This is a genomic window from Allorhizobium sp. nf9_anc (assembly GCF_056323085.1).
Map to the genome: position 1 here is coordinate 203,933 of NZ_CM150481.1, position 21,588 is coordinate 225,520.

Here is a 21,588-nt window from a genome sequence, read left to right on the forward strand (position 1 = left end):
GACGGGACACCGCGTAGCCACATGCTTCACAGGGTTCAGTTCAGCGCTTCCATCTTGCCGCCGAGCGGGATGTTTGGTGCCTGACCGTTTTCGACGACGACCAGATCGTAACCGCCGCCGGATTTCAGCCGCCACTGGCCGCCGACGAGCGGGGTCTTGGCGACGTTCTTCTGGGCGAAGGGCGGCAGGTTTGCGTTGTTCCAGGCGATGGGGCCGACCAGCGTGTCGAGCTTGGTCTCGCCGATCGCCTTGGCCACCGCATCGCCATCCGTCACGTCTTCGGCGCGCTTCATCACGTCGACGGCGAGCTCGAACAGCGCATGGGCAAAGCCGATTGGCTGTGTCCAGGTGCGGCCCGTTGCCGTGGTGAAGGCGGCAGCCACATCGGCAGCCGTTTCGCCTGTCAGCGAGGACTTGAAGGGATGAGACGGCGTCCACCAGACTTCGGTCGAGAGGTTGTGGCCGGCATCACCCAGGGCGTCCACCGTCTGCGGGAAGAGCAGCGCCTTGCCGATCGAGGCGATCTTCGGCTTCAGGCCCTGCTGCTTGGCCTGGTTCCAGAAGGTGGTGAGGTCAGGCGGGATCATCACGCCGGTCAGGATCTCTGTCTCGGCCTGCTTGAACGCATTGATCTGGGCGGAGAAATCATCCGTCAGGTTCTGATAGCGGCCGGTGTCAGTGAGACCATAGCCGAGCTTTTCGAGGACCGGCGGGAAGCCGACGACCTTGTCGCCCCAGGCATTGCCGTCGCCGTCGTTGGGGAAGAGACCGCCTACCTTCTTGTTGGTTTCGATCTGGCCCCACATGCCGGTGAAGACGGCAATGATGTCCTCGAGGCCCCAGAAGAAGTGGTAGGCGTAGTTGAACGGCTTCCAGCTGGCGGGATCGCCTGGATTGCCCTGCTGACCGATGAACCAGGGCTGCCAGGGTGCGACCGTCGACAGGCAGGGGACCTGCTCGGCTTCGCAGGTAGTAGACACCGGATTGGTGGTTTCTGGCGTTGAGGAGACGAGCATCAGGTTGATCTCGTCGTCGACGATCAGCTCCTTGGCGACTTCGGCCGCGCGGTTCGGGTTGGACTGGCTGTCCTTGACGATGACCTCGTAGTTCAGCCCCATCTTCTTCGTCGTGGCGAGGAAGCTGTCGATGACGAACTTGTCGGCCTCACCGAATCCCGCGAGCGGTCCGGTCTGTGGGCTGACATAGCCGAGCTTGACCGCCGCTGACTGCGCAATCGCGGGCGCCGCAAGGCCCGAAGTTGCCAGCACGGCACCGCCGGCTGCCGTCGTCTGCAGGAATTTGCGTCTCGTGAACATGTTTCCTCCCATCATCGTCTCTCCTCCCAAAGAGTGCGCCAAGCGCGAGATGTCGTCTCGGTCAGTCGGGCCTTACGCCCTCCCAGGCCTTTTGCAAAAGTGTGCGGATCGACGCTCGGTCGATCGGGCGCGGGTTCCAGTAGGGGTTTTCGACAGCGATATCGGCGGCGCGGTCGAGATCGGCTCCAACAAGCCCGAAATCCTTGAGCGACAGAGGCGCGCCGATCGACTTGGCAAAATCCCAGAGACCAACCCCGATCGAGCCACCGAAGAGTTCGGCGGCTGCCGCGAGCTCTTGTTCGGCGGCCCCGGAATTGAAGGCGGCCGTATGCGGCAGCATGACTGCATGGGTTTCGGCATGGGGCGTGTTGAAAGAGCCGCCCAGCGTGTGGCAGATCTTGTGGTGCAGCGCCATGCCGACGGTGCCGAGCACCGTGCCGCAGAGCCAGGCGCCGTACAGCGCTTCCGCCCGCGCATCGGTGTCTTGAGGGCTCTTCACCAGAACTGGAAGGCTATCCCTGAAGGCGCGCAATCCGTCGAGCGCCATCAGCGTTGAGACCGGATCGCGATCCTGGGCGTAGAGACCTTCGAGCGCATGGGCCATGGCATTCAAGCCACTCGTGACGCTCATGCCGACGGGAAGACCAAGGGTAAGATCCGGATCATAGATCACCACTTCCGGCAGAATACTGGCGTTCCGGACCGTCGTCTTTCGACCGCCTTCGGTCTGGCCAAGGATCGGGGTGACTTCGGAGCCGGCATAGGTCGTGGGAATGACCACCTGCGGCAGATCGGTGCGATAGGCGATCGCCTTGCCGAGGCCTGTGGTCGAGCCGCCGCCGAGTGAGACCACGCAGTCGGCGCGGGTGTCCTGGACGAGTTTGAGCGCGGTTTCAGTGACATCGACCGGCGTGTGCATCACGGCGCCGGCAAATACGCCGACAGACAAGGCGCCGAGCCTCTCGGAGAGAGCTTCGGCATCAGTCTTTTGATGCGGCGTAGCAAGCACCAGTGCGCGGTGGCAGCCGAGTGCTTCCACATGTGCGCCAATGTCCGCGCTGCGGCCGGAGCCAAAGACGATACGGGCCGGGCTCCCCATGTAGGTAAAGTTCTTCATTTGCTCTTCCCCGGTCGCGCACGGATCATGACGAACTTGACGCTGACCTTTGTGCCCGACTGACCATCGGCTTCGAACGGTCGAACGAGTTCCGGACGCACGCCGAACAAGGCGTCCTCCCCGAGCCGTGGATCACTTGCGTCATAGATATGCGTGGTAATCGTCTCGAAGCCCGGCGCGCGCAGGACGAAATGCAGATGTGCCGGGCGATGCAGAGGGTAGCCCGCCTGCGCGAGCAGCCGTCCGACGGGACCGTCACCGGGTACGCCATAGCCTGCGGGTCTGACGGTTCGGTAGTGGAAACGTCCGTCCTGGTCGGCGCGGAAAAGGCCCCTGAGGTTGAATTCCGGCTGCAGATCCGGCTGCTGGTTTTCGTAATAGCCTTCGGCGTTCGCCTGCCATGTGATTATCTCGGCAGTCCTGATCGGCAGGCCATCGAGATCTTCGACGCGGCCTTCGACCTCAAGCGGCTCACCGATACCATCCAATGAAATCGAGCTGCCCAGCGCGCGCTCAGGCGTGTCGGTTCTGAAGAAGGGGCCGCGGATCGTGTTGGGCGTGGCGCCGGCAGGGCGACGCGAGTTGATCTCTTCGACGAGAGCCGAAGCGCCGACGAGATCTGAAAACAGAACCCATTCCTGGCGGCGTTCATCCGAGGCGTGGCCGACTTCGGTGAGGAAATCGATGACCTTGCGCCACTGCTCCTGGGTGGGGCGGAACTCCTTGATGAGCTCATGCACATGGCCGACGACGGCCGACAGAAGGCGCGCCGTGGCGTCATCCGGCGTGCCGAAACGGTTCGCGAAGGCCTCGGCCGAGGTTGCTTCATTGAAGGTGATGAGGTCTGCGGCCCGCGACATGCATCTCCTCCCAAATCCGCATTGCTGGTCGAGGATGAAGCTAGCAGGGCTTGAATGCGTGATTGATGATTTGTTTGGGAGGCAATATAACAATCCGTTATGAAGTTCGACGAGCGACACCTGATCCAGCTGGCTGCCGTGGTGAAGACGGGCGGCGTGACCGAAGGCGCAGCCTTGTTGGGGCTCGCGCAACCGGCGGTGTCGCGCACTTTGTCGATGCTGGAAAAGAGGATCGGCGAACCGCTCTTCATCCGGGGAAGGCGCCCGCTGCAGCCTACCCCGCTTGGGATTGCGCTTGCAGAACATGGTCTTGCGATGCTGGCCGCCTCCCGCAAGGCCTCCGACCTGATGGAGAGCTTTCGCGTCGGCAAAAGCGGCGTCGTCCGGGTGGGCGGAAGTCCCTTCTTCATGGATTCTCTGATTGCCGGCATGTGTGCGGAGTTTCAGGCGACACATCCGGATGTGCGGATCGACCAGTCCTATGGCTATTTCCCGGATCTTCGCGCGGCGCTGAAGGCCGATCAGATCGATCTGGCGATCTGCCCCATCGATATTCTCGATGAAGGCTCTGGGCTTGCCTTCCAGCAGATCCTGCCTGGCCGCAATGTCATTGCCTGCCGGGTCACGCATCCGCTGCTCCTGAAACGCCGCCTGCAGCCGGCCCATCTTCTCGATTATGCCTGGGTGGCTCCGCCGCCCGGCAGTCCGCTGCTCGCAGACCTCCGAGCCCTGCTGCTCTCGTTCGGCGCGACCGAAATCCGCATCCGCTATTCGGGCGGGTCGCTGGCGAGTGTGGTCAATTATCTGAAAGCGGCAGACGCGCTGACTGTCATGCCGCACAGCGTCGTCTTTGCTCAGCGCAAGGAAAAGACGATCACGGCCCTGCCGATCAACATTCCGCATCCGGAGCGTGCGCTGGCGATCCTCAGAAGGGTCGATGCGCCCCGCTCTCCCGCTGTCGAGCAATTCTCGGCCTTCATCCGCTCCGGTTTCGACAACCTGAAACATCTGATCAAGCGGCATGAGGAGGCGGTCGTTTGGGGCAGTTGAGGGGCCCGACGTGGCGGGCCCCTGTGTGTTTGACCTGTCAGGCCAGCGCTTCCATCTTGCCGGCTGTCGGGATGTTCGGCGCCGTCTTGTTGTCGACGATGACGAGGTCGAAAGTGCCGTCGTCCTTGCGACGCCATTGACCGCCGACCAGCGGCGTCTTGGTGACGTTCTTCGCCGCAAAAGGTGGCACGCCCTGGCCGTTCCACTCGACGCGGCCGACGATCGTGTCGACCTTCGAGGAAGCGATGGCCGCTGCCACGGCTTCCGCGTCGGTCACGTCGTCGACGCGTCCCATCACATTGGTTGCCATCTCGAACAGCGAGTGGATGAAGCCGATCGGCTGCGTCCAGGGGCGGCCCGTCTTGGCGGTGAAGTCGGCAGCAAGTTCGCCCGCACTCTGGCCTGTGAGCGACGACTTGAACGGATGCTGCGCCGACCACCAGACTTCCGAAGATAGGTTGTGGCCGGCAGCTCCCAGCGTCTCAACCGATTGCGGGAAGAGGATCGCCTTGGCGACAGTGACCGCCTTCGGATTGAAGCCTTGCTGCTTGGCCTGGTTCCAGAAGGTGGTGAAGTCGGGCGGAATGACGACGCCGGTGATGATGTCGCACTGGCCATCCTTGAAGGCATTCACCTGTGCGGTGAAGTCGTCGCTCAGGTTTTGATAACGGCCTGGATCGAGCAGCTCGAAGCCGGCTTGTGAGAGACCCGGCTTCAGGCCGACATTCGGATCCCCCCAGGCATTGCCGTCGGCGTCGTTGGGGAAGAGGCCTCCGACCTTTTTGTTGGTATCAAGCTGGCCCCACATGTTGGTGAAGACGGCAATGACGTCTTCCAGACCCCAGAAGTAATGGTAAGCGAAGTCGAACGGTTTCCAGCTCTCGGGATCGCCGGGATTGCCCTGCTGGCCGATGAACCAGGGCTGCCAGGGCGCCTTGGTGGAAATGCAGGGAATGCCCTCCGCTTCGCAGGTGGTCGCCACCGGATTGGTGTTTTCCGGGGTCGAGGCGACCAACATCAGGTTGATTTCATCCGACAGGATGAGTTCCTTCGCCACATCCGCTGCCCGGTTCGGGTTCGACTGGCTGTCCTTGACGATGATCTCGAAGTTCTTGCCCGCCTCGGTCGCGAGGAAGGAGGCGATATTATAGGCGTCGCTCTCGCCGAAGCTTGCCAGCGGCCCGGTCTGCGGGCTGACATAGCCAAGCTTGATCTTGGCCCCTTGGGCGATCGCCGGTGCAGCGAGGCCCCCGAAACCATAGGCGAGACCGGTAGCAGCCCCCGCCTTCAGCAATTTTCTGCGCGTAATCATGCTGTCCTCCTCCCAGTTGTATTTGTGAAACTACGCCGCGACGTGGCGAAATGGCCGGCTTCCCTCCGCAAGATCCTGCAGGATCGCGTCTACCGCTGCGACTTCCATCTCGGACGCCTGATGCGTGCGTCCCGGAAAAAGTTCGCATCGAAGCCTCGCCCGCGCCCTCCCAAGCGCCTCGGATGCTTCAGCAAAGGCCGAGACCGGAATCCAGGGATCTTGATCGGAGCCGGTAAGATAGACGGGCATTCCGTCGAGGTCTTGTGCCGGACGCAGGTCTGTCGTCTGGCCCACTCGGCACCCCGTGAGATTGACCATCGCCCCGTTCCACGGGCCGAAGGTCATCGCATATTCAAGCGACAGGCAGGCGCCCTGACTGAAGCCGCCGATGAGAAGCGGCTTCTCCTTGCCGCCGGCCTGTCGCAGGGCCCCCACGAGCCCGTTGATGTAATCGAGAGACTTCTGCAGTTCCTCGCGGGTCGGATCGGTGAGCGCATCGGTAGCCCGCGCCGCATACCAGGACTTGCCGGTGGCACGCGGCAGGCAATAGGATACGCCGCGCACCGAGAGCTGCCCGATGACCTGCTCCATCATGTCCTCGGGCGATTGGGTGCGCCCGTGGACGAAGATGCAGAGAACGTCCGCCTCCGCCGGTGCGACGCCCGCGCTCAGCGGCTCGCCATGGATGGCCATGATCGCCTCCGGCTTAGAAGTTCGCGGGTTCGAGGCCGGCGATCAGTTCCTCGCGGCGATCCTCGAACCAGGGCGGGAAGACCAGCGTGGTGCCAATGGCGTCAGCTGGCTCGTCCAGGGCCCATCCCCCTTCAACCGACCAGGCGATTTCGAAGAGTGCTCCGCCGGGAGACCGCACATAGCAGGACTTGAAGTAGTTGCGGTCCTTCTGGTCCGAGACATCGGTGAAGCCGAGACCTTCGATATGGGCCTTGAGCTTCAGCTGGTTTTCCTCGTTGAGCGTGTTGAGTGCAAGGTGGTGGATCGTGCCGCCCGAAAGCGTCCATGTGCCCTGCGGGCCGGTCGGCTGGTGAATGACCTCGACCATGCTCGTCGGACCGTTGTTGTTCGGCACCGAGAACATCAGTCCCTCGTCGCTGTCGGCCTCCTTCTTCATGCCCATCCCGACGGTCAGGAAGTCGTCCATCGAGGTGCGGTCGAAGACGGCGATGGCAGCGCCATAGATGCCGCGAATGCCCTGTTCCGGGCCAATACCCTGTGCCTCATTCGTGATTGGCGGGCGGGTATCTGCCGGGCTTTCGACCAGTTCGTGGTCGATGCCGCAGGGATGGGCGAGCGCGACGCGGGTGATGCCGAAGCGGCTCGTCTTCTTCGCCGGGATGCCGCGTTCGTTCAGCCGGTCGACCCAGAAGTCGGCCGAACCGACCGGGATCGAAAGCTGGATAATCTTCGACTGGTTGGTACCGCGCTTGCCGTAGATGCCGGGTTTCTTGAAGGGGAAGGTCGTGACGATCGTCGAAGGATCGCCGCTCTTTGCGCCGTAATAGAGGTGGTAGACCGGGATCGTACCGTCAAACAATACTGTACGTTTGATGGAATGCAGGCCAAGTGTCTTTGTGTAAAAGTCATAGTCCTCCTGAGCGCCATCGGTGCTCAGCGTGAGGTGATGATAACCCGAGATGAACGACATGCTTCTTCTCCTCCAGAATCTGCAAATGCTAGGGTTGTGACGATCCCGGACACACGGGCCCTCCAACGGCATAAATTGCCGCGCCCGTTCTCCAAGTGTCGGATCGTATCCCACCCAATAATCCGACTATACAGAGCCTCAGACCCTCTGTTGATAAAATTGCTTATGTTCGGTATAGCGAATTGCTATGAAGATCGATGAGCGTCACCTCGTCCAGCTTGCGGCCGTTGCCGAGACCGGGGGCGTCACGGAAGGTGCTGCCATGCTCGGCATGACCCAGCCTGCCGTTTCGCGCACATTGTCCATGCTGGAGCGCCGGGTCGGCGAGCCGCTGTTCATTCCCGGCAAGCGGCCGATGCAACTGACGCCGCTCGGGCAGCAGCTGGCGATCCAGGGGCGTTCGATCCTCGGTGCATCACGCAAGGCAGTTGAGATTGTCCGCAGTTTCCAGTCGGGAACCGCTGGTCGCATCAAGGTCGGCGGGGTTCCCTTCTTCATGGATGCGGTGATCTCGCAGATGATCGCGAGCTTCCAGCTTCGGGAGCGCGATATCATGGTCGAGCAGTCCTATGGCAACCTGCCGGATCTGCTCACCGAGCTCGATTCCAGCCAGATCGATCTGGCGATCACGCCGATTGGCAGTACGGACCTCAAGAGCGATTTCGAATTCCAGGCAATCCTGCCGGGCCGCAATGTGCTCACCTGTGCCGTCGGCCATCCGCTGCTGCGCAAGCGGCGCTTGAGCATAGAGGATATCCTTACCTATCCCTGGGTCGCGCCGCTGCCGGGCTCCCCGCTGGTTCTCGATCTGCACAACATCCTGATCACGCTCGGCATCAGCGAGCTCTCCATCCGCTATTCCGGCGGCTCGCTCTTGTCGGTCGTCAACTATATCGCGTCCACCGACGCGCTCGCCATCCTGCCGCATTCGGTGGTCTTTTCTTTCAAGGGCGAGAACAAGATCTCGATCGTGCCGGTCGACATCCCACAGCCCGAACGCACACTCGGCATAATCACCAAGCGCAAGACCTTCCCCAATCCGGCCCGCCGCAAATTCCAGGATCACATTGTCCGTGAATTCATGGATCTGAAGAAGGTCATCGAGCGCCACGAGAAGTCGATTGTCTGGGGGCAGGGGCCATTCCTTCCGGAGCGGGATCGGTGAGGCCAAGTCTCTCCTCGCCATAAAAAATGCCCCGCACACCGAAGTGCGCGAGGCAGGCCAGGGAGGCCTTTGGCTACAGATCAGAGGTCGCCGAGCAGTTCGTTGACGCGGCTTTCGGCGGAGGCGAGGGCTTCGTCGACCGACTTGTCGCCATTGACGGCGGCACCGATTTCTTCGCCGATGATGTCCTGGATCGGGAACTGGCGCTGGACTTCAGCCGGCAGCGCACGGCCGGTCTGGGCAATCTTCGCGATGTTGTCACGATGCGGAAGTGCCTTGAATTCCGGCATGTCGAAGACGGCCTTGGCGGCTGGCAGGTGGCCGGTGCGGGCCCACTGGAAGTCGTTGTCGGCGAGGAACTTGAAGAGCTTTCCGACGGCGTCCACCTGCTCCGGCGAACGGTCTTTCTTCGGCATCACCCAGCTATGGCCGTCTGCATAGGTGCTGTCCTGGGCCGGGAAGAGCTGCGGGACCGGATAGACCGTGTAGCCGTTGAAAAGCGCCGCGCCTTCCTTTTCCGACTGCGCGACGTAATCGCCGATCAGCCAGGTGCCGTTGACGGCGATGCCGCCTTCGCCATTGGCAAAGCCCGAGACCGCTGCCGCATAGTCGAGGCCTGTCGTCGAGATGCCCTGATCCTTCGTTGCTTTCATCAGTTCGACGGCGGCTTTTGCTTCCGGCGTGTTCAGCTTGATCGCGGTCGGATCGGAGAAGAAGTCGGAGTTCTGCTGCTGCAGCAGCGTGTAGAGAATGCGGGCATAGGAGGCCGTTTCATTGGCCATGATCTGGATGAGATAGGGTTTGCCGGTCTTTTCCTGGAACTGCTTGCCCTGGGCGATCAGTTCTTCGCCAGACTTCGGCAGCATCGGCGTGCCGTCGGCGTTGACGAGGCCGGCTTCCTTCATCAGGTTCAGGTTGACGTGGAAGAGCATGGTCCAGTTGTCGAAGGGCAGGCCGTAGAGCTGGCCTTCCTTGGTGACACCATTGCGGCCTGCATCGGTGAAGCTCTCCGGCGAAACGCCCTGGGCGGCCAGGACTTCGTCGATCGGTTCGATCAGGCCGCGGCTCTGGTAGTCTGAGATCGCCGAATAGTGCATGGAGACAACGTCAGGTGCTGCACCGGACGCGAGCTGGGCGTTGAGCTGGTCGTAGCCGGGCCACTCGACCGTCGTCACGTTGACGTCGATATCCGGATTGTCGGCTTCGAACTTGTTGACCAGTGCGGTGATGATGCCGCATTCGCCGACGGCGGCCGAGACGTCAGTCACTGTGCCGTATTCAGCGTCGCAGGCACCGAAGAAGCGCTGCAGCTCGATCTTTGTCTGCGCCTGCGCCGAGGCGCTATAGCCGAGCGCCAAAACGGCGACGGTGGTCATCAGAATATGTTTCATCGTATCTCACTCCCTTATGTCGGGCTGATTGCCCTGTTGAACGAAGCCGGCCGGCTCCTCCCCGGTCGGGTAGGCTTCACTTCACCGCACCGCCGGAAACGGCAGTCACGATGTGTTTCTGGAAGATCACGTAGACGATCAGCGCAGGCACGCTGGCAAAGACCGCCTGGGCTGCGAGGAAGCCGAGGCCCTCGCTCTGCGCGAAGTTCGACTGCGACGAGGCAAGCCCCACCGTCAGCGTGTACATTTCCTTCTTGGTCGCCGAAATCAGCGGCCACCAGTAGTCGTTCCAGCCATGCAGGAAGGTGAAGATGCCGAGCGTTGCCTGGGCAGGCAGGGTCTGCGGCAGCATGATCTTCCAAAAGATCCGCCACTGCGATGCGTTGTCGAGTAGGGCCGCCTCGTCGATCTCCTTCGGGATTGCCCGGAAGAACTGCGTCATCAGGAAGACACCGAAGGCACCCGACATGCCCGGCAGCATCAGGCCGAGATAGGTGTTGTGCAGGCCGAACCAGTTGAACATCTGGTGCCGGGCGATGATGACAGCCTGCTCCGGCACCGCGAGCCCGAAGAGCACGATGATGAACAGCGTGCGGCGGAAGGGAAACTCGAGCCGGGCGAAGCCGTAACCGGCCAGCGAAGAGAGGACCAGCACCATCAGCGTCTGACCGGTGGCGACGACAAGGCTGTTGAAGAACCAGCCGAAGACCTGAGAGGAATGCCAGATGTTCAGGTAGTTGGCGATGGTATACGGCGCGCGGAAGACCGAGTCCGTGCCGACCATCAGGTCCTGGTTGCTCTTGATCGAGAGGCCGACCAACCAGGCGACCGGCGCCATCATCACGATGGATAGCAGGGCGGCACCCCAGAGCAGCGGACGGTTGGCCGTCAGCACTTCCGGCTTGTAGGTGTCGGTGGTGGAGCTCATGCGCCGTCCTCCGTCTTGCGCGAGGACACGACATATTGCGCCATGGCCGCGATGAGGATGATCAGGAAGAGGTATTGCGATGCTGCCGCTGCACGACCCACATCCCAGCGGATGAAGCCCACTTCATAGATGTACATGACGAGCGGACGCGAGGAGCCGTTCGGGCCACCATTGGTCATCAGCTGCGCCTGGCCAAAGAGCTGGAACTGCAGCACGATCTGGATGATCGTCACCAGCATGATGGTCCGCGCGATCGAGGGCAGGGTGATGCGTGTCAACACCCGCCAGGGGCTGGCATTGTCGAGCGCTGCCGCCTCGTAGAGATCCTGCGGCACCTGCTGGAGCGCGGCGAGGAAGAGCATCATCGGCAGGCCAATGCACCACCAGACGGTTGCGACGCCGACGGCAAACAGAGACCAGCCCTTGGTCGAGATGAAGTTGATCTGCTCAATCCCGGCCTCGGCAAAAAGCACCGAGAGAAGGCCGTCACCTGGAATAAAGACGAAGCGCCAGATCAGCGTGACGATCGTGACCGAAAGCACCGAGGACGAAAAGAAAAGGCCGCGGAAGAAGCTGGTCGTGCGCGTGGTGCGGTTGAGTGCCAGCGCCAGGAACAGGCCCAAGGCGACCAGCGTGGGCACGCTCACCACCACAAACAGGATGGTGTTGCGAAGCGCCTGCAGGAACACGGCATCACCGGCGACCCTGATGTAGTTGGTCAGGCCGACGAACCGGCCTGGGCCGAAGAGGTCGACCTTGTGCAGGCTCAGCAACATGCCCCAGATTAGCGGAAACACAAGCAATGCGAGGAAGACGAGGAGATACGGCAGAATGAAAAGCCCATTGCTCCACTGGCTGCGGCGATAACTCTCGGCCATGTCAGTCCGCCTCCTTGAAGAAGGCTCGGCCGTCGGCGCCAAAGAGATGGAAAGCCTTGGGATCGAGCGAGAGCATCAGCCGATCACCAGCCTTGATCAGCGAGCGGCCGTCGGCTTCCACGACGAACTTGCTGCCGTCATCGAGCACGCCATAGACGAGCGAGCGATCGCCGAGCCGCTCGACGACTTCTGCTGTCAGCGGCACACCGGCGGCGCCATCGGTGAGCACGGTGATGTCTTCTGCGCGAATGCCGATCGTCGCACCTTCAGACGGCGTGCCGGCGGGGACTTGGAAGCCCGTTTCGACGCGTCCCAGACCGGCCGTGGTCACCGCCAAGTCGGTGCTGCCCTGTATCCAGCCAGTGACGGGCAGGAAGTTCATAGCCGGTGAGCCGATGAAGCTCGCGACAAATTTGCTGGCGGGCCGCTGATAGACATCCATCGGCGTGCCGATCTGCTCGATCTTGCGCGCATTCATGATGACGATCCGGTCGGCCAACGTCATCGCCTCCACCTGGTCGTGGGTGACGAAGATCATCGTCGAGCCGAGGCGGTGGTGAAGCTGTGCCAGTTCGAGGCGCGTGCGGCCGCGAAGCGCTGCATCAAGGTTGGACAGCGGCTCATCGAACAGGAAGGCCTTGGGCTCCTTGACGATGGCACGGCCGATCGCGACGCGCTGGCGCTGGCCGCCAGAAAGCTTCTGCGGCCTGCGGTCGAGCAGATGGCCGATCTCCAGCGTCTCAGCGGCGGCGAGCACGCGGGCCTCGATCTCGTCCTTCCGCATCCCGATGTTTTCGAGACCGAAGGACATGTTCTGCTTCACCGTCATATGCGGATAGAGCGCATAGGACTGGAAGACCATGGCGACACCGCGCTTGCCGGGCGGTAGTGTATCCACGCGGCTGCCGCTCACCGAAATGGTGCCGGAGGTCACATCCTCCAGACCGGCTATCATGCGGAGCAGTGTGGACTTCCCGCAGCCCGAAGGCCCTAGGAAGACCACGAATTCACCCGCCTCGATGGACAGCGAAATGTCCTCGAGTACGGTCAGTGCGCCGTAGCGCTTGGTGACGTTGTCAATTTCAATCGAAGCCGACATGGTTTCTCCTCCCCGTCGTCGATTGGTTTACTGGCCGAGCCGGATCATCCGGTAGCTGAGCGGCGCCATCTCTGCCTTGAGGCGACCGCCCTCGACGGTGACCCCGCTGCCATCGACCGGCGCAACCGTCTGTTTGTCCGGGCCGTTCACATCCTTCAGCGCATGGCCTGCGATGACCTTGTCCATGATCACCTTGCGATCGCCGAAGCCTTCGAGCGCGACATCAAGAGTAATCGCGTCGGTCTCGTGGCGGTTGACGATGAAGAGGGTCAGCGCGCCATCGGTGTCGCTCTCAACGGCGGAGACGTCGAGATAGGGAACGGCGTCTGCGAAGTCGGTCGAATAACCAGGGCAGTCGATCGACAGCTGGTAGGAGGTGCCGCGGCCATAACGCGAGGCAAAGAGGTAAGGGTAATAGGTCGTCTGGCGCCAGGCCGGGCCGCCGGGCACGGTCATGATCGGCGCGATGACGTTGACGAGCTGGGCCAGGCAGCCGACCTTCACGACATCGGCGCGGCGGATGAAGGTGTTGAGGATGCAGCCGACCTGCAGCACGTCCTCGAAATTGTAGATGTCTTCGAGCAGTTCCGGCGCATGCGGCCAGCCATCACGGCCTTCCAGAACCTTCCGGTCGGCTTCGTTGGAATGGTACCAGACGTTCCACTCGTCGAAGCTGATATAGACATCCTTCTTCGAGCGCTTCTTCGCCTTGGTCACCTTGATCACGGAAGCGATGGTCTGGATGTAGTCATCGAGGCGGGCGTTCTGCGCCAGATAGGCTGCGGTATCGCCGGCGTGGTTCTCGAAATACATATGCAGGCTGATGTAGTCGACGCTGTCATAGGTGTAGTCGAGGACGGTAGCTTCCCAGGCCGGATAGGTCGGCATCTTAGGAGAGGAGGAGCCGCAGACGACCAGCTCGATCGACTTGTCGAAGGCGCGCATGGCCTTGGCTGTCTCGAAGGCGACCCGGCCATATTCTTCGGCCGTCTTCTGGCCGATCTGCCAGGGGCCATCCATCTCGTTGCCGAGGCACCAGAGCTTGACGTTCCAGGGCTCTTCGCGTCCGTTCTTGCGGCGCAGATCCGACCAGTAGCTGCCGCCCGGATGATTGACGTATTCAAGGAAGGCGCGGGCTTCATCCAGACCGCGTGAGCCGAGGTTCACGGCCAGCATCATTTCTGTGTTGGCGGCCTTGGCCCAGTCGGCGAATTCGTGGATGCCGACCTGGTTGGATTCCGAGGTGTGCCAGGCGAGGTCGAGGCGGACCGGGCGGTCTTCCTTCGGGCCGATGCCGTCTTCCCAGTTATAAGCCGAGACGAAGTTGCCGCCGGGATAACGCACGACGGGAACATCGAGTTCGCGCACGAGGTCGATGACATCCTGGCGCATGCCGTTTTCATCGGCAGTCGGGTGATCGGGCTCATAGATGCCGGTGTAGACCGCGCGGCCGAGATGCTCGACGAAGGATCCATAGAGGCGCGGATCGATCGTGCTGATTTTATAGTCGCGGTGAACGGTGCCGACAGCCCGCATGTGTATTTCCTCCGTATATATCCGTTTATCGGATATCTATCATAATTGGCGATATGATACACGGGATCGTCCGGAGGTCAATCCGGCAATATGCAGGGGAAAATCGAGGGGCGTTTCAGGTCTTGATGCGCAGGACGATGTCCTGGTCGTAGTTGCCGAAGCCGCGGCCGAAGATGTTGATTCCGCCGGGATGTTCTGCCTTTTCCGGCACCTCGATCCTGACGCGGATCGAGCGGTGGTCGAGCAATTCCAGGTCTTCAAGCGTGGCATCGGAAACCCGCATGCCGTCGATGAAGGTGCCACCCTCCGTGACGCGGAAACTTTTCAGCACTCCATATTGGCTACCCCGAAGTTTCCACCAGTCGGGCGTGAACTTGCCGCGCCGGTCGCCGAAATCGCCGGGCGACGTCCATGTCGCGACCGCCTTGCCGTTGATCGAAATGGTGATATCGGAGGGCCAGTTGTCGGAGGTGCCGGGGACCTCGGAGGAGAGCTCCATGAGCAGTTCCAGTTCGCGGATCGGCGCGCCTTTGATCCTGGCATTGTTGGGAAACTGATAGTCTACGTAGCCCCTGGTAAACCAGAGGAGTCCGGCTTTCATGCGGTCCGGGGAGAGGAAGGTGTCGGGGTTGTCGAGATAGCCGATAATGGCATCCGGCCCGCACATGCCGCAGGGGGCGTAGACCTCATAGCCACTGTAAAGGCCGACCGGCATCGCGACTTCGATCGCCTCGTCCGTCGCCTCGTTGGGGCGGGTAAAGGTCAGCACGATCTCGTCATGCACCGCATGACAAATCTTCTGGCTGCCCTTGCGCGCCTTCTGCACCTCGGTGCGAATGAGGCCGGCCTCTTCCATCTGATTGAGATGGGTGGAGGTGGTCGACTGCGGCAGTTCCAGGACTTCGGCGATTTCGTTGACGTTGAGCGCGCCTCTGGCATGAAGCAGTTCCAGGATGGCAAGTCGCGCCGGCGCAGCCAGGCACTTGAGGACATCCTTGCCGTCTTCCGGCGTGATCATCAGAAAACGGCTGCTCAATTCTGTCCTCCCTGGATAGATAATACGTATCAGATTTTCTGATTAAGACAAGTCTTTCGCTGCTGAGTTCAGGTGTTGGAGCGCTGAGTGGGTTCGGGTGCCGATGGCGCTGCCCGCTAGACTTCCTGTATACACGCGGTGAACAGGCGGCAGGTTCTGGCGCGTAATTTGCCGTATTTTGCCCCGCCGATTGACATCGTGTATACGGTATGGCTCTCTTGCCTCGATAGAGGAGGAGCTGTCATGTCCAAACCCACCTTTCCGCTGAATGCTTGGTATGCCGCCGCCTATGATGTGGAGCTGAAGCGCCAGCTGCTGCCGAGGACCATCTGCAACAAGCCTGTCGTCTTGTATCGCAAGGAGAATGGGACGCCGGTCGCGCTCGCCGATGCCTGTTGGCACAGGCTGGTGCCGCTGTCACTCGGGCGCCTGGAAGGCGACAATGTGATCTGTGGCTATCACGGACTCGAATATGACGAGACGGGCCGCTGTGTATACATGCCCTCGCAGGACACCATCAATCCGTCGGCTTGCGTGAAGTCCTATCCGATCGCCGAGAAGCACCGCTTCATCTGGATATGGCCCGGTGATCCGGCGCTTGCTGATCCGGCGCTGGTGCCCGACATGCATTGGAACCAAGATCCCGACTGGGCCGCCGATGGCAAGCTGATCGAGGTGAAGTGTGACTATCGCCTCGTTGTCGATAACCTGATGGATCTGACGCACGAAACCTTCGTGCATGGCTCTTCGATCGGCAATCGCGCTGTTGCCGAGGCACCGTTCGAAGCGAGCCATTCGGACCGCTTCGCCTATATTACCCGCTGGATGGAAGGCATCGACCCGCCGCCGTTCTGGCGCAAGCAGTTCGGTCGCCCGGGCAAGGTCGATCGCTGGCAGATCATCCGCTTCGAGGCGCCCTGTACCGTTACCATCGACGTCGGCGTCGCCGAGGCCGGAACGGGTGCCAAGCAGGGTGACCGCTCCAAGGGCGTGAACGGTTATGTTCTGAACACGATCACTCCCTCGACGGACAAGACCTGTCTCTATTTCTGGGCCTTTGCCCGCAACTACGACCTCGGCAATCAGGCGCGCACTCATGAGCTTCGCGAAGCGGTCGCCGGTGTGTTCCGCGAAGACGAAGAGGTGCTGGAAGCGCAGCAGCGGGCGATCGAGGCCAATCCGGACCATCAGTTCTACAATCTGAACATCGATGCGGGCTCAATGTGGGCGCGCAAGCTGATCGATCGGATGATTGATGCGGAATTGAAGCCCCAGGCCGGGCCACATGCGGTAGCGGCGGAGTGACCACATGAGTGCTGATCCGGACCGCGCTCCGAAACAACAGACGGCAAAGGCTCTGCTCGGCCTTCGCGATCTCATCCTGACGGGTGAGATCGAGCCCGGGGAGCGTTTGTCGGAGGTGGCACTCGCCGAGCGTCTCTCCGTTTCACGCACGCCGCTTCGGGCCGCGTTGCAGCGGCTCGAACAGGAGGGGCTTGTGACGCTGATACCGTCCGGCGGTTATGCCGTGCGTTCGTTCAGCAGGCAGGAAGTGATCGACGCGATCGAGTTGCGTGGCGTGCTTGAGGGCACAGCCGCACGGCTTGCTGCCGAGCGGGGTGTGACGCCTGCGCGGATGAAGGCCATTCGCGAGGTTGTCGCGCAGCTCGATGAGGTCCTCGCGGCCGAAGCCCATGCGATGGATTTCGAGCGCTACGAGGCGCTGAACGGCAAATTCCATCGGCTACTTTGGGATCTCGCTGGAAGCGAAGTCTTGCGGCGGGAAGTCGAACGCATGACAAGCCTGCCTTTCGCCAGTCCCAATGCTTTCGTGAATACGGAAGCGGATGCGCCCGCCTTCTACAGGACGCTGGTCGTCGCGCAGGCGCAGCATAAGGCGATCGTGGCGGCGATCGAATTGCGCGAGGGCGCACGGGCGGAAGCGTTGGCACGCGAACATGCGCGGCTTGCGCGGCAGAATCTCGATTTCGTGCTGGAGGAGCAGCCCGATCTGCGCCGGAAGGTTTTGGCGCTCGCCCTCATGGCGGGCTGATCGGGTCATCAAACATAGACTGGGAGGACTTCATGCGTTCCAAGCTGGAATGGCGTGCAGCGCGCGTCATATCGATCGAAAACCCGGCGGAGGATGTCCGGGCCGTGACCTTCGCGGTTGAGGGGCTCCGCTCTGCCTTCGATCCCGGGTCGCATACCAATATCAAGGTCGTCATCCGGGGAGAGCCGGCGATCCGGACCTATACGGTTCTGCCGAGCGCTCCCGGCACGCTGAAGATCGCCGTCAAGCTGCATCCGAACAGCCGGGGTGGTTCGGCCTTTGTCTGGAGCCTGGCCATCGGCGACCAGACGGAGATGACAGAGCCGGAGAACCGCTTCGAGCTCTCCTGGCGGGCGTCGCGCTATCTGCTGATCGCGGGCGGCATCGGGATCACGCCGATCTACGGGATGGCGAAGGCACTTGTCGCGCGCGGCCAGTCCGTCCGACTGATCTACGGCGCCAAAAGCCGGGCGCAGATGGCCTTTGCTGATGAGTTGCAGTCGCTGTTGGGTGAAGGCCTCGCAAGCTTCGTTCAGGATGAGGGACAAGCCTTCGATCTCGCAGCCGAATTTGCCGCCCTGCCGGTCGATGGCGAAGCCTATATCTGCGGTCCTCATGGGCTTCTGGAGGCTGCGCGCAATACCTGGCGGGAAAGCGGCCGCTCGATGAGCCGATTGCGCTTCGAGGTCTTCGGCGATAGCGGCCGGTTTGCGGAGCAGCCGTTCTCGGTCACGGTGCCGCAATATGGCCGGACCGTCGATGTCCGCGCCGACCAGACCATGCTGGATGCGCTGATGGAGGCGGGGATCGACATGGTCTACGACTGTCGTCGTGGCGAATGCGGTCTCTGCGCCGTCAACATCGTCGATGCCTCGACGCCGATCGATCATCGCGATGTGTTCTTCTCCCCGGAAGAACGGCATGAAGGCGAGAAGATGTGCGCCTGCGTTTCGCGCGCAGTGGGCGGCACGGTCACGATCGATACGGGTTACCGCCAGGAAGCGCTGCGGGCGTAATTTTTCAGCCCGCGCCGCTCCTCAACCGCTTTCCCCTTCGATAAGGGTCATCGGCCAAAGCCGACGGCGAACGGCCTCGGGATAATGCTGGGCAAGGTCCGGCATGGTCGCGAGCAGGCTTTCTGCCAGCGCTATTCCGAGTGCCCTCAGATCCGGGCGGAAGCAGGTGAGGACCGGGTTCAAGAACTGCGCCTGGGGACTGTATTGGCCGATGACGGCAATGTCCTTGCCCGGCTTCAAGCCGACCTCCTGCAAGCCGCGATAAAAGCCGACCACGGTCGCCTCGTTCAAGAGAATGATCGCGGAGGGACGTTCGCGTGACTTCATCACCTGCTGGGCGACATGATAGCCACCCGGTTCGTTTGGCCCTGAGCGATAGATATGGGCGGCATCGAGCTCGAGCCCGTGCCGGGCAAGGACCTCCCGGCAATGGTTTTCGAAGACGTGGCCAAGGTTGATGTCGCCATGGGGCCTGCTGATCGTAATCCGGCGATGCCCCTTGGCGATCAGGCGTTCCAGCGCATCCTCGGCCATGCCTTCGAAGTCCAGATCGTACCAGGGTTGGCCGACATCGGTCTGGCTTCGGCCAAGCGTGATGAAGGGGATCTTCGTCTTGTGCAGAAGCTCGAAGCGGGGATCCTGGAAACGCGTCGCCGACAGGATGATGCCGTCGACAAAGCCCCGGGCGACAATGCGCTTCAGATAGGCGTCCGGATCTTCCTCCGATGAACAGAGCAGTGCGACAAGGTCAAGCTGATGGCGCGCGAGCACGGTCTGTACGCCATCGAAGACGCGCATGAAGAAGGTGTCGCCCTGGCCGGTGATGTCGTGGCCCGTTTGCATCATGAAGCCGATGATGCCGGTTGCTCCCTTGCGCAGGGAGCGGCCCGCCTGGTTTGCCACATAGCCCAGTTGTTCAGCGGCTTCGAGCACGCGCCTGCGCGTCTCTTCGTTGACGTCGGGCTTGCCGTTCAGCGCACGAGACACCGTCCCGATCGATATGTCGAGATGTTCGGCCAGTTGCCGGATGCCCTTCATCAACCCCTCCGCTGAAACGCACGCCGTAATCGTTTACGAAATCTCTATTGACACATGGGCCGCCTCGTTCATAGTGTCGTAAACGTTTACGGTATGTGCGGGAGAGGAGTTCCGCTCATTCTTTGGGAGGATATCAGTGACTTCAAGGGCCGTTTTGTGCGGGTGCGGAGCTATGGCCAAAGGCTGGCTCAGAGCGCTTCAGTCTGCTTCTGACCTCAGCCGCGATGTCGAAATCGTGGGCCTCGTCGACCTCGACCTTTCGGTGGCGAAAGCGCTTGCAGCCGAATTTGGGCTTGAGGGCGTGGTGATCGATACGGATCTCGGCTCCGTCATCGAGGCGACCCAGGCCGATATGCTGTTCGACATTGTCGTGCCTGCGGCGCGCTTCGCTGTCGTTTCGACTGCGCTCAAGCTTGGCTGCCATGTCCTCTCCGAAAAGCCGCTTGCCACCTCCATGGATGAGGCAAAAGCACTGCTTACGCTCTCGGCAGAAACGGGGCGGGTGCATGCCGTCGTCCAGAACCGCCGCTTCATCTCGGGTATCCGGCGCTTGCGCCGCGCCGTCGATGACGGACTGATTGGCGATGTCTCGGGCATCCACTGCGACTTCTTCATCGCCCCGCATTTCGGCGGCTTTCGAGAAGCCATGGACAATGTCCTGCTGCTCGACATGGCGATCCATACCTTCGACGCCGCTCGCTTCGTGTCCGGCAAGCAGCCGCTCTCGGTCTATTGCGTCGAGAGCAATCCGTCCGGCTCCTGGTATGCCCATGGCGCGTCGGCGAATGCCATTTTCAAGCTCTCGGGTGATGCCGTCTTCACCTATCGCGGCTCGTGGTGCGCTGAAGGGCGGCGCACCAGTTGGGAGAGCGCCTGGAGGCTGGTCGGCTCGAAGGGCATGATCACCTGGGACGGCGAAGAGACTTTCGAGGCGACGGTCGCCGGCAATGAACCCGGCCTGCTGCGCGGTCAGCACATCTTGCCCGTGCCATTGGCGCCTGACGAGGACGAGACGCACGGACATCGAAGCGTGCTCGCCGAATTCATCGACGCGGTGAACTCCGGGCGGAAGCCCGAGACGGTGAGCGACGACAATATCAAGAGCCTTTCCATGGTGTTCGGCGCGATCGAAAGCGCTCGGACCGGACTTCCCGTCAGCATTTCAGTCGAAGGACATTGAGCCCGTGAGCAATCCTGCAAAATCCATTCGTATCGGCACCATGGTCAGCGCCAGCGGCGGCAAGGCGGCCGAGCGGATCGGACAGATCGCCGACATGGGCTTCGAGAGTTTTGAGCCCTTCTTCTGGCAGACCACCAATGGTCAGGACCTCGCCGATCTCGGCAAGCGCTGCGTCGAGGCGATTGGGGATCGCGACATCACGATTTCGACGCTCGGGATGTTCGGCAATCCGCTGGAAGAGACCGACATGGATCTCCAGACCCTTCAGGGCTGGAAGGATTGCATCGACAATGCCCATCATTTCGGCGCGACCTGTGTCGCCGGTTTTACGGGTCGTATCCGTAACCGCCCACTGACGGAGAGCCTGCCGCGCTACCGCGAAATCTGGAGCGAGCTCGCCAAGCGTGCTGCCGACAAGGGCGTGAAGATCGCGTTCGAAAACTGCGCCATGGACGGCAACTGGCAGACCGGCGACTGGAACATCGCCCACAATCCGGATGCCTGGGAGCTGATCTTCAATGAGACACCGGACGACCACATCGGGCTCGAGTGGGAACCGTGCCATCAGATGGTCTATCTCATCGACCCGATCCCGCAGATCCGCAAATGGGCCCACAAGTTTTTCCACGTGCATGGCAAGGACGCGACGATCCGCTGGGACGTGATCCGTGAACATGGGGTCTTCGGCAAGCACCCCTTCGTGTTCATGCGCACGCCGGGCTTCGGCGACACCAACTGGACGGATGTGATCTCCGAGCTTCGGCTCGCCGGCTGGTCCGGCTCGATCGACATCGAGGGCTGGCACGATCCCGTCTATCGCGACGCGCTGGAAATGACCGGCCAGGTGCATGGCCTCAACTATCTGAAGAATTGCCGGGGCGGGGATTTCGTCACCGACCCGCAATGAGACTGCCCGTCGGCTTGGAGGAAGCCGGCGAGACGACAAGGTC

Annotated in this window: 20 protein-coding genes; 7 read left to right on the forward strand and 13 right to left on the reverse strand. The window is 61.7% G+C overall.

The features are described 5' to 3' along the window. Positions 1 to 35: 35 nt before the first annotated feature. From AC02Y0_RS00835 to AC02Y0_RS00845, 3 genes are all read right to left on the reverse strand, one after another. A complete protein-coding gene (locus AC02Y0_RS00835; protein WP_476381651.1) occupies positions 36 to 1,316 on the reverse strand; it encodes an ABC transporter substrate-binding protein in 1,281 nt (426 codons plus the stop codon). 61 nt (positions 1,317 to 1,377) lie between these two features. Beyond that, positions 1,378 to 2,433 (reverse strand): maleylacetate reductase, encoded by a 1,056-nt coding sequence (locus AC02Y0_RS00840; protein WP_476381653.1) that lies wholly within the window; start codon positions 2,431 to 2,433, stop codon positions 1,378 to 1,380. Continuing rightward, positions 2,430 to 3,293: a dioxygenase family protein gene (locus tag AC02Y0_RS00845; protein ID WP_476381654.1), complete on the reverse strand. Its 864-nt coding sequence runs from the start codon at positions 3,291 to 3,293 to the stop codon at positions 2,430 to 2,432. Before AC02Y0_RS00845 ends, AC02Y0_RS00840 begins: the two co-directional genes overlap by 4 nt. A 99-nt stretch (positions 3,294 to 3,392) precedes the next feature. Between AC02Y0_RS00845 and AC02Y0_RS00850 the strand changes: the two genes are divergently transcribed. Further along, positions 3,393 to 4,343, forward strand: a complete 951-nt coding sequence (locus AC02Y0_RS00850; protein ID WP_444555994.1) for a LysR family transcriptional regulator — start codon at positions 3,393 to 3,395, stop codon at positions 4,341 to 4,343. 37 nt (positions 4,344 to 4,380) lie between these two features. On the opposite strand, the gene AC02Y0_RS00855 is transcribed toward AC02Y0_RS00850, so the two are convergent. The 3 genes from AC02Y0_RS00855 to AC02Y0_RS00865 are packed head-to-tail and all read right to left on the reverse strand — an operon-like array spanning position 4,381 to position 7,318. Continuing rightward, positions 4,381 to 5,655 carry an ABC transporter substrate-binding protein gene (locus AC02Y0_RS00855; protein ID WP_476381657.1) on the reverse strand — a complete coding sequence of 425 codons (1,275 nt, stop codon included), beginning with the start codon at positions 5,653 to 5,655 and terminating at the stop codon, positions 4,381 to 4,383. Between the two features lie 30 nt (positions 5,656 to 5,685). Further along, entirely contained in the window at positions 5,686 to 6,348 is a 663-nt protein-coding gene (locus AC02Y0_RS00860; RefSeq protein ID WP_476381659.1) for an alpha/beta hydrolase, read from the reverse strand. A gap of 13 nt (positions 6,349 to 6,361) precedes the next feature. Next, a complete protein-coding gene (locus AC02Y0_RS00865) occupies positions 6,362 to 7,318 on the reverse strand; it encodes a VOC family protein (RefSeq protein ID WP_476381661.1) in 957 nt (318 codons plus the stop codon). A 187-nt stretch (positions 7,319 to 7,505) separates the two neighbouring features. Here AC02Y0_RS00865 and AC02Y0_RS00870 point away from each other — a divergent pair, with 187 nt between their 5' ends. Beyond that, positions 7,506 to 8,483: a LysR family transcriptional regulator gene (locus AC02Y0_RS00870; protein ID WP_476381663.1), complete on the forward strand. Its 978-nt coding sequence runs from the start codon at positions 7,506 to 7,508 to the stop codon at positions 8,481 to 8,483. Positions 8,484 to 8,563: 80 nt separating this feature from the next. Here AC02Y0_RS00870 and AC02Y0_RS00875 read toward each other — a convergent pair whose 3' ends face one another. The 6 genes from AC02Y0_RS00875 to AC02Y0_RS00900 all read right to left on the reverse strand — a co-directional run bounded on the left by AC02Y0_RS00875 (position 8,564) and on the right by AC02Y0_RS00900 (position 15,351). Then, positions 8,564 to 9,874, reverse strand: coding sequence for an extracellular solute-binding protein (locus AC02Y0_RS00875; RefSeq protein WP_476381664.1), 1,311 nt, complete (start codon positions 9,872 to 9,874; stop codon positions 8,564 to 8,566). 76 nt (positions 9,875 to 9,950) lie between these two features. Beyond that, entirely contained in the window at positions 9,951 to 10,802 is an 852-nt protein-coding gene (locus AC02Y0_RS00880) for a carbohydrate ABC transporter permease (protein WP_476381666.1), read from the reverse strand. Then, the gene (locus AC02Y0_RS00885) at positions 10,799 to 11,680 is read right to left on the reverse strand and encodes a carbohydrate ABC transporter permease (RefSeq protein WP_476381667.1); all 882 of its coding nucleotides are present in this window, start codon (positions 11,678 to 11,680) and stop codon (positions 10,799 to 10,801) included. Before AC02Y0_RS00885 ends, AC02Y0_RS00880 begins: the two co-directional genes overlap by 4 nt. A gap of 1 nt (position 11,681) precedes the next feature. Next, positions 11,682 to 12,779, reverse strand: a complete 1,098-nt coding sequence (locus AC02Y0_RS00890) for an ABC transporter ATP-binding protein (RefSeq protein ID WP_476381669.1) — start codon at positions 12,777 to 12,779, stop codon at positions 11,682 to 11,684. Positions 12,780 to 12,806: 27 nt separating this feature from the next. Next, positions 12,807 to 14,315 carry an arabinosylfuranosidase ArfA gene (gene arfA, locus AC02Y0_RS00895; protein ID WP_476381671.1) on the reverse strand — a complete coding sequence of 503 codons (1,509 nt, stop codon included), beginning with the start codon at positions 14,313 to 14,315 and terminating at the stop codon, positions 12,807 to 12,809. A gap of 115 nt (positions 14,316 to 14,430) precedes the next feature. Further along, a complete protein-coding gene (locus AC02Y0_RS00900; RefSeq protein WP_102018734.1) occupies positions 14,431 to 15,351 on the reverse strand; it encodes an ArsR/SmtB family transcription factor in 921 nt (306 codons plus the stop codon). Between the two features lie 243 nt (positions 15,352 to 15,594). Here AC02Y0_RS00900 and AC02Y0_RS00905 point away from each other — a divergent pair, with 243 nt between their 5' ends. Genes AC02Y0_RS00905 through AC02Y0_RS00915 form a run of 3 tightly spaced genes read left to right on the forward strand, consistent with a single transcriptional unit; the run spans position 15,595 to position 18,420 of the window. Continuing rightward, positions 15,595 to 16,656, forward strand: a complete 1,062-nt coding sequence (locus AC02Y0_RS00905; RefSeq protein WP_476381673.1) for an aromatic ring-hydroxylating dioxygenase subunit alpha — start codon at positions 15,595 to 15,597, stop codon at positions 16,654 to 16,656. A 4-nt stretch (positions 16,657 to 16,660) separates the two neighbouring features. Continuing rightward, on the forward strand, positions 16,661 to 17,404 hold the full coding sequence (locus AC02Y0_RS00910) for a GntR family transcriptional regulator (protein ID WP_476381675.1): 744 nt from the start codon (positions 16,661 to 16,663) through the stop codon (positions 17,402 to 17,404). Positions 17,405 to 17,436: 32 nt separating this feature from the next. Then, positions 17,437 to 18,420 carry a PDR/VanB family oxidoreductase gene (locus AC02Y0_RS00915; protein WP_476381676.1) on the forward strand — a complete coding sequence of 328 codons (984 nt, stop codon included), beginning with the start codon at positions 17,437 to 17,439 and terminating at the stop codon, positions 18,418 to 18,420. 21 nt (positions 18,421 to 18,441) lie between these two features. On the opposite strand, the gene AC02Y0_RS00920 is transcribed toward AC02Y0_RS00915, so the two are convergent. Next, positions 18,442 to 19,458 (reverse strand): LacI family DNA-binding transcriptional regulator, encoded by a 1,017-nt coding sequence (locus AC02Y0_RS00920; RefSeq protein WP_476381678.1) that lies wholly within the window; start codon positions 19,456 to 19,458, stop codon positions 18,442 to 18,444. Between the two features lie 136 nt (positions 19,459 to 19,594). On the opposite strand from AC02Y0_RS00920, the gene AC02Y0_RS00925 reads away from it, so the two are divergent. Together AC02Y0_RS00925 and AC02Y0_RS00930 are read left to right on the forward strand one after the other, a co-directional pair. Next, on the forward strand, positions 19,595 to 20,638 hold the full coding sequence (locus tag AC02Y0_RS00925; protein ID WP_476381680.1) for a Gfo/Idh/MocA family protein: 1,044 nt from the start codon (positions 19,595 to 19,597) through the stop codon (positions 20,636 to 20,638). A 4-nt stretch (positions 20,639 to 20,642) separates the two neighbouring features. Next, complete coding sequence (locus AC02Y0_RS00930) at positions 20,643 to 21,545, forward strand: sugar phosphate isomerase/epimerase family protein (RefSeq protein WP_476381681.1); 903 nt, start codon at positions 20,643 to 20,645, stop codon at positions 21,543 to 21,545. Positions 21,546 to 21,588: the final 43 nt, after the last annotated feature.

What these genes read in the sequence shown, in the direction of transcription:
- AC02Y0_RS00835 (WP_476381651.1), bottom strand. Translation starts at nt 1,316, where the DNA reads ATGTTCACGAGACGCAAATTCCTGCAGACGACGGCAGCCGGCGGTGCC.
- AC02Y0_RS00840 (WP_476381653.1), bottom strand. Translation starts at nt 2,433, where the DNA reads ATGAAGAACTTTACCTACATGGGGAGCCCGGCCCGTATCGTCTTTGGC.
- AC02Y0_RS00845 (WP_476381654.1), bottom strand. Translation starts at nt 3,293, where the DNA reads ATGTCGCGGGCCGCAGACCTCATCACCTTCAATGAAGCAACCTCGGCC.
- AC02Y0_RS00850 (WP_444555994.1), top strand. Translation starts at nt 3,393, where the DNA reads ATGAAGTTCGACGAGCGACACCTGATCCAGCTGGCTGCCGTGGTGAAG.
- AC02Y0_RS00855 (WP_476381657.1), bottom strand. Translation starts at nt 5,655, where the DNA reads ATGATTACGCGCAGAAAATTGCTGAAGGCGGGGGCTGCTACCGGTCTC.
- AC02Y0_RS00860 (WP_476381659.1), bottom strand. Translation starts at nt 6,348, where the DNA reads ATGGCCATCCATGGCGAGCCGCTGAGCGCGGGCGTCGCACCGGCGGAG.
- AC02Y0_RS00865 (WP_476381661.1), bottom strand. Translation starts at nt 7,318, where the DNA reads ATGTCGTTCATCTCGGGTTATCATCACCTCACGCTGAGCACCGATGGC.
- AC02Y0_RS00870 (WP_476381663.1), top strand. Translation starts at nt 7,506, where the DNA reads ATGAAGATCGATGAGCGTCACCTCGTCCAGCTTGCGGCCGTTGCCGAG.
- AC02Y0_RS00875 (WP_476381664.1), bottom strand. Translation starts at nt 9,874, where the DNA reads ATGAAACATATTCTGATGACCACCGTCGCCGTTTTGGCGCTCGGCTAT.
- AC02Y0_RS00880 (WP_476381666.1), bottom strand. Translation starts at nt 10,802, where the DNA reads ATGAGCTCCACCACCGACACCTACAAGCCGGAAGTGCTGACGGCCAAC.
- AC02Y0_RS00885 (WP_476381667.1), bottom strand. Translation starts at nt 11,680, where the DNA reads ATGGCCGAGAGTTATCGCCGCAGCCAGTGGAGCAATGGGCTTTTCATT.
- AC02Y0_RS00890 (WP_476381669.1), bottom strand. Translation starts at nt 12,779, where the DNA reads ATGTCGGCTTCGATTGAAATTGACAACGTCACCAAGCGCTACGGCGCA.
- arfA (WP_476381671.1), bottom strand. Translation starts at nt 14,315, where the DNA reads ATGCGGGCTGTCGGCACCGTTCACCGCGACTATAAAATCAGCACGATC.
- AC02Y0_RS00905 (WP_476381673.1), top strand. Translation starts at nt 15,595, where the DNA reads ATGTCCAAACCCACCTTTCCGCTGAATGCTTGGTATGCCGCCGCCTAT.
- AC02Y0_RS00910 (WP_476381675.1), top strand. Translation starts at nt 16,661, where the DNA reads ATGAGTGCTGATCCGGACCGCGCTCCGAAACAACAGACGGCAAAGGCT.
- AC02Y0_RS00915 (WP_476381676.1), top strand. Translation starts at nt 17,437, where the DNA reads ATGCGTTCCAAGCTGGAATGGCGTGCAGCGCGCGTCATATCGATCGAA.
- AC02Y0_RS00920 (WP_476381678.1), bottom strand. Translation starts at nt 19,458, where the DNA reads ATGAAGGGCATCCGGCAACTGGCCGAACATCTCGACATATCGATCGGG.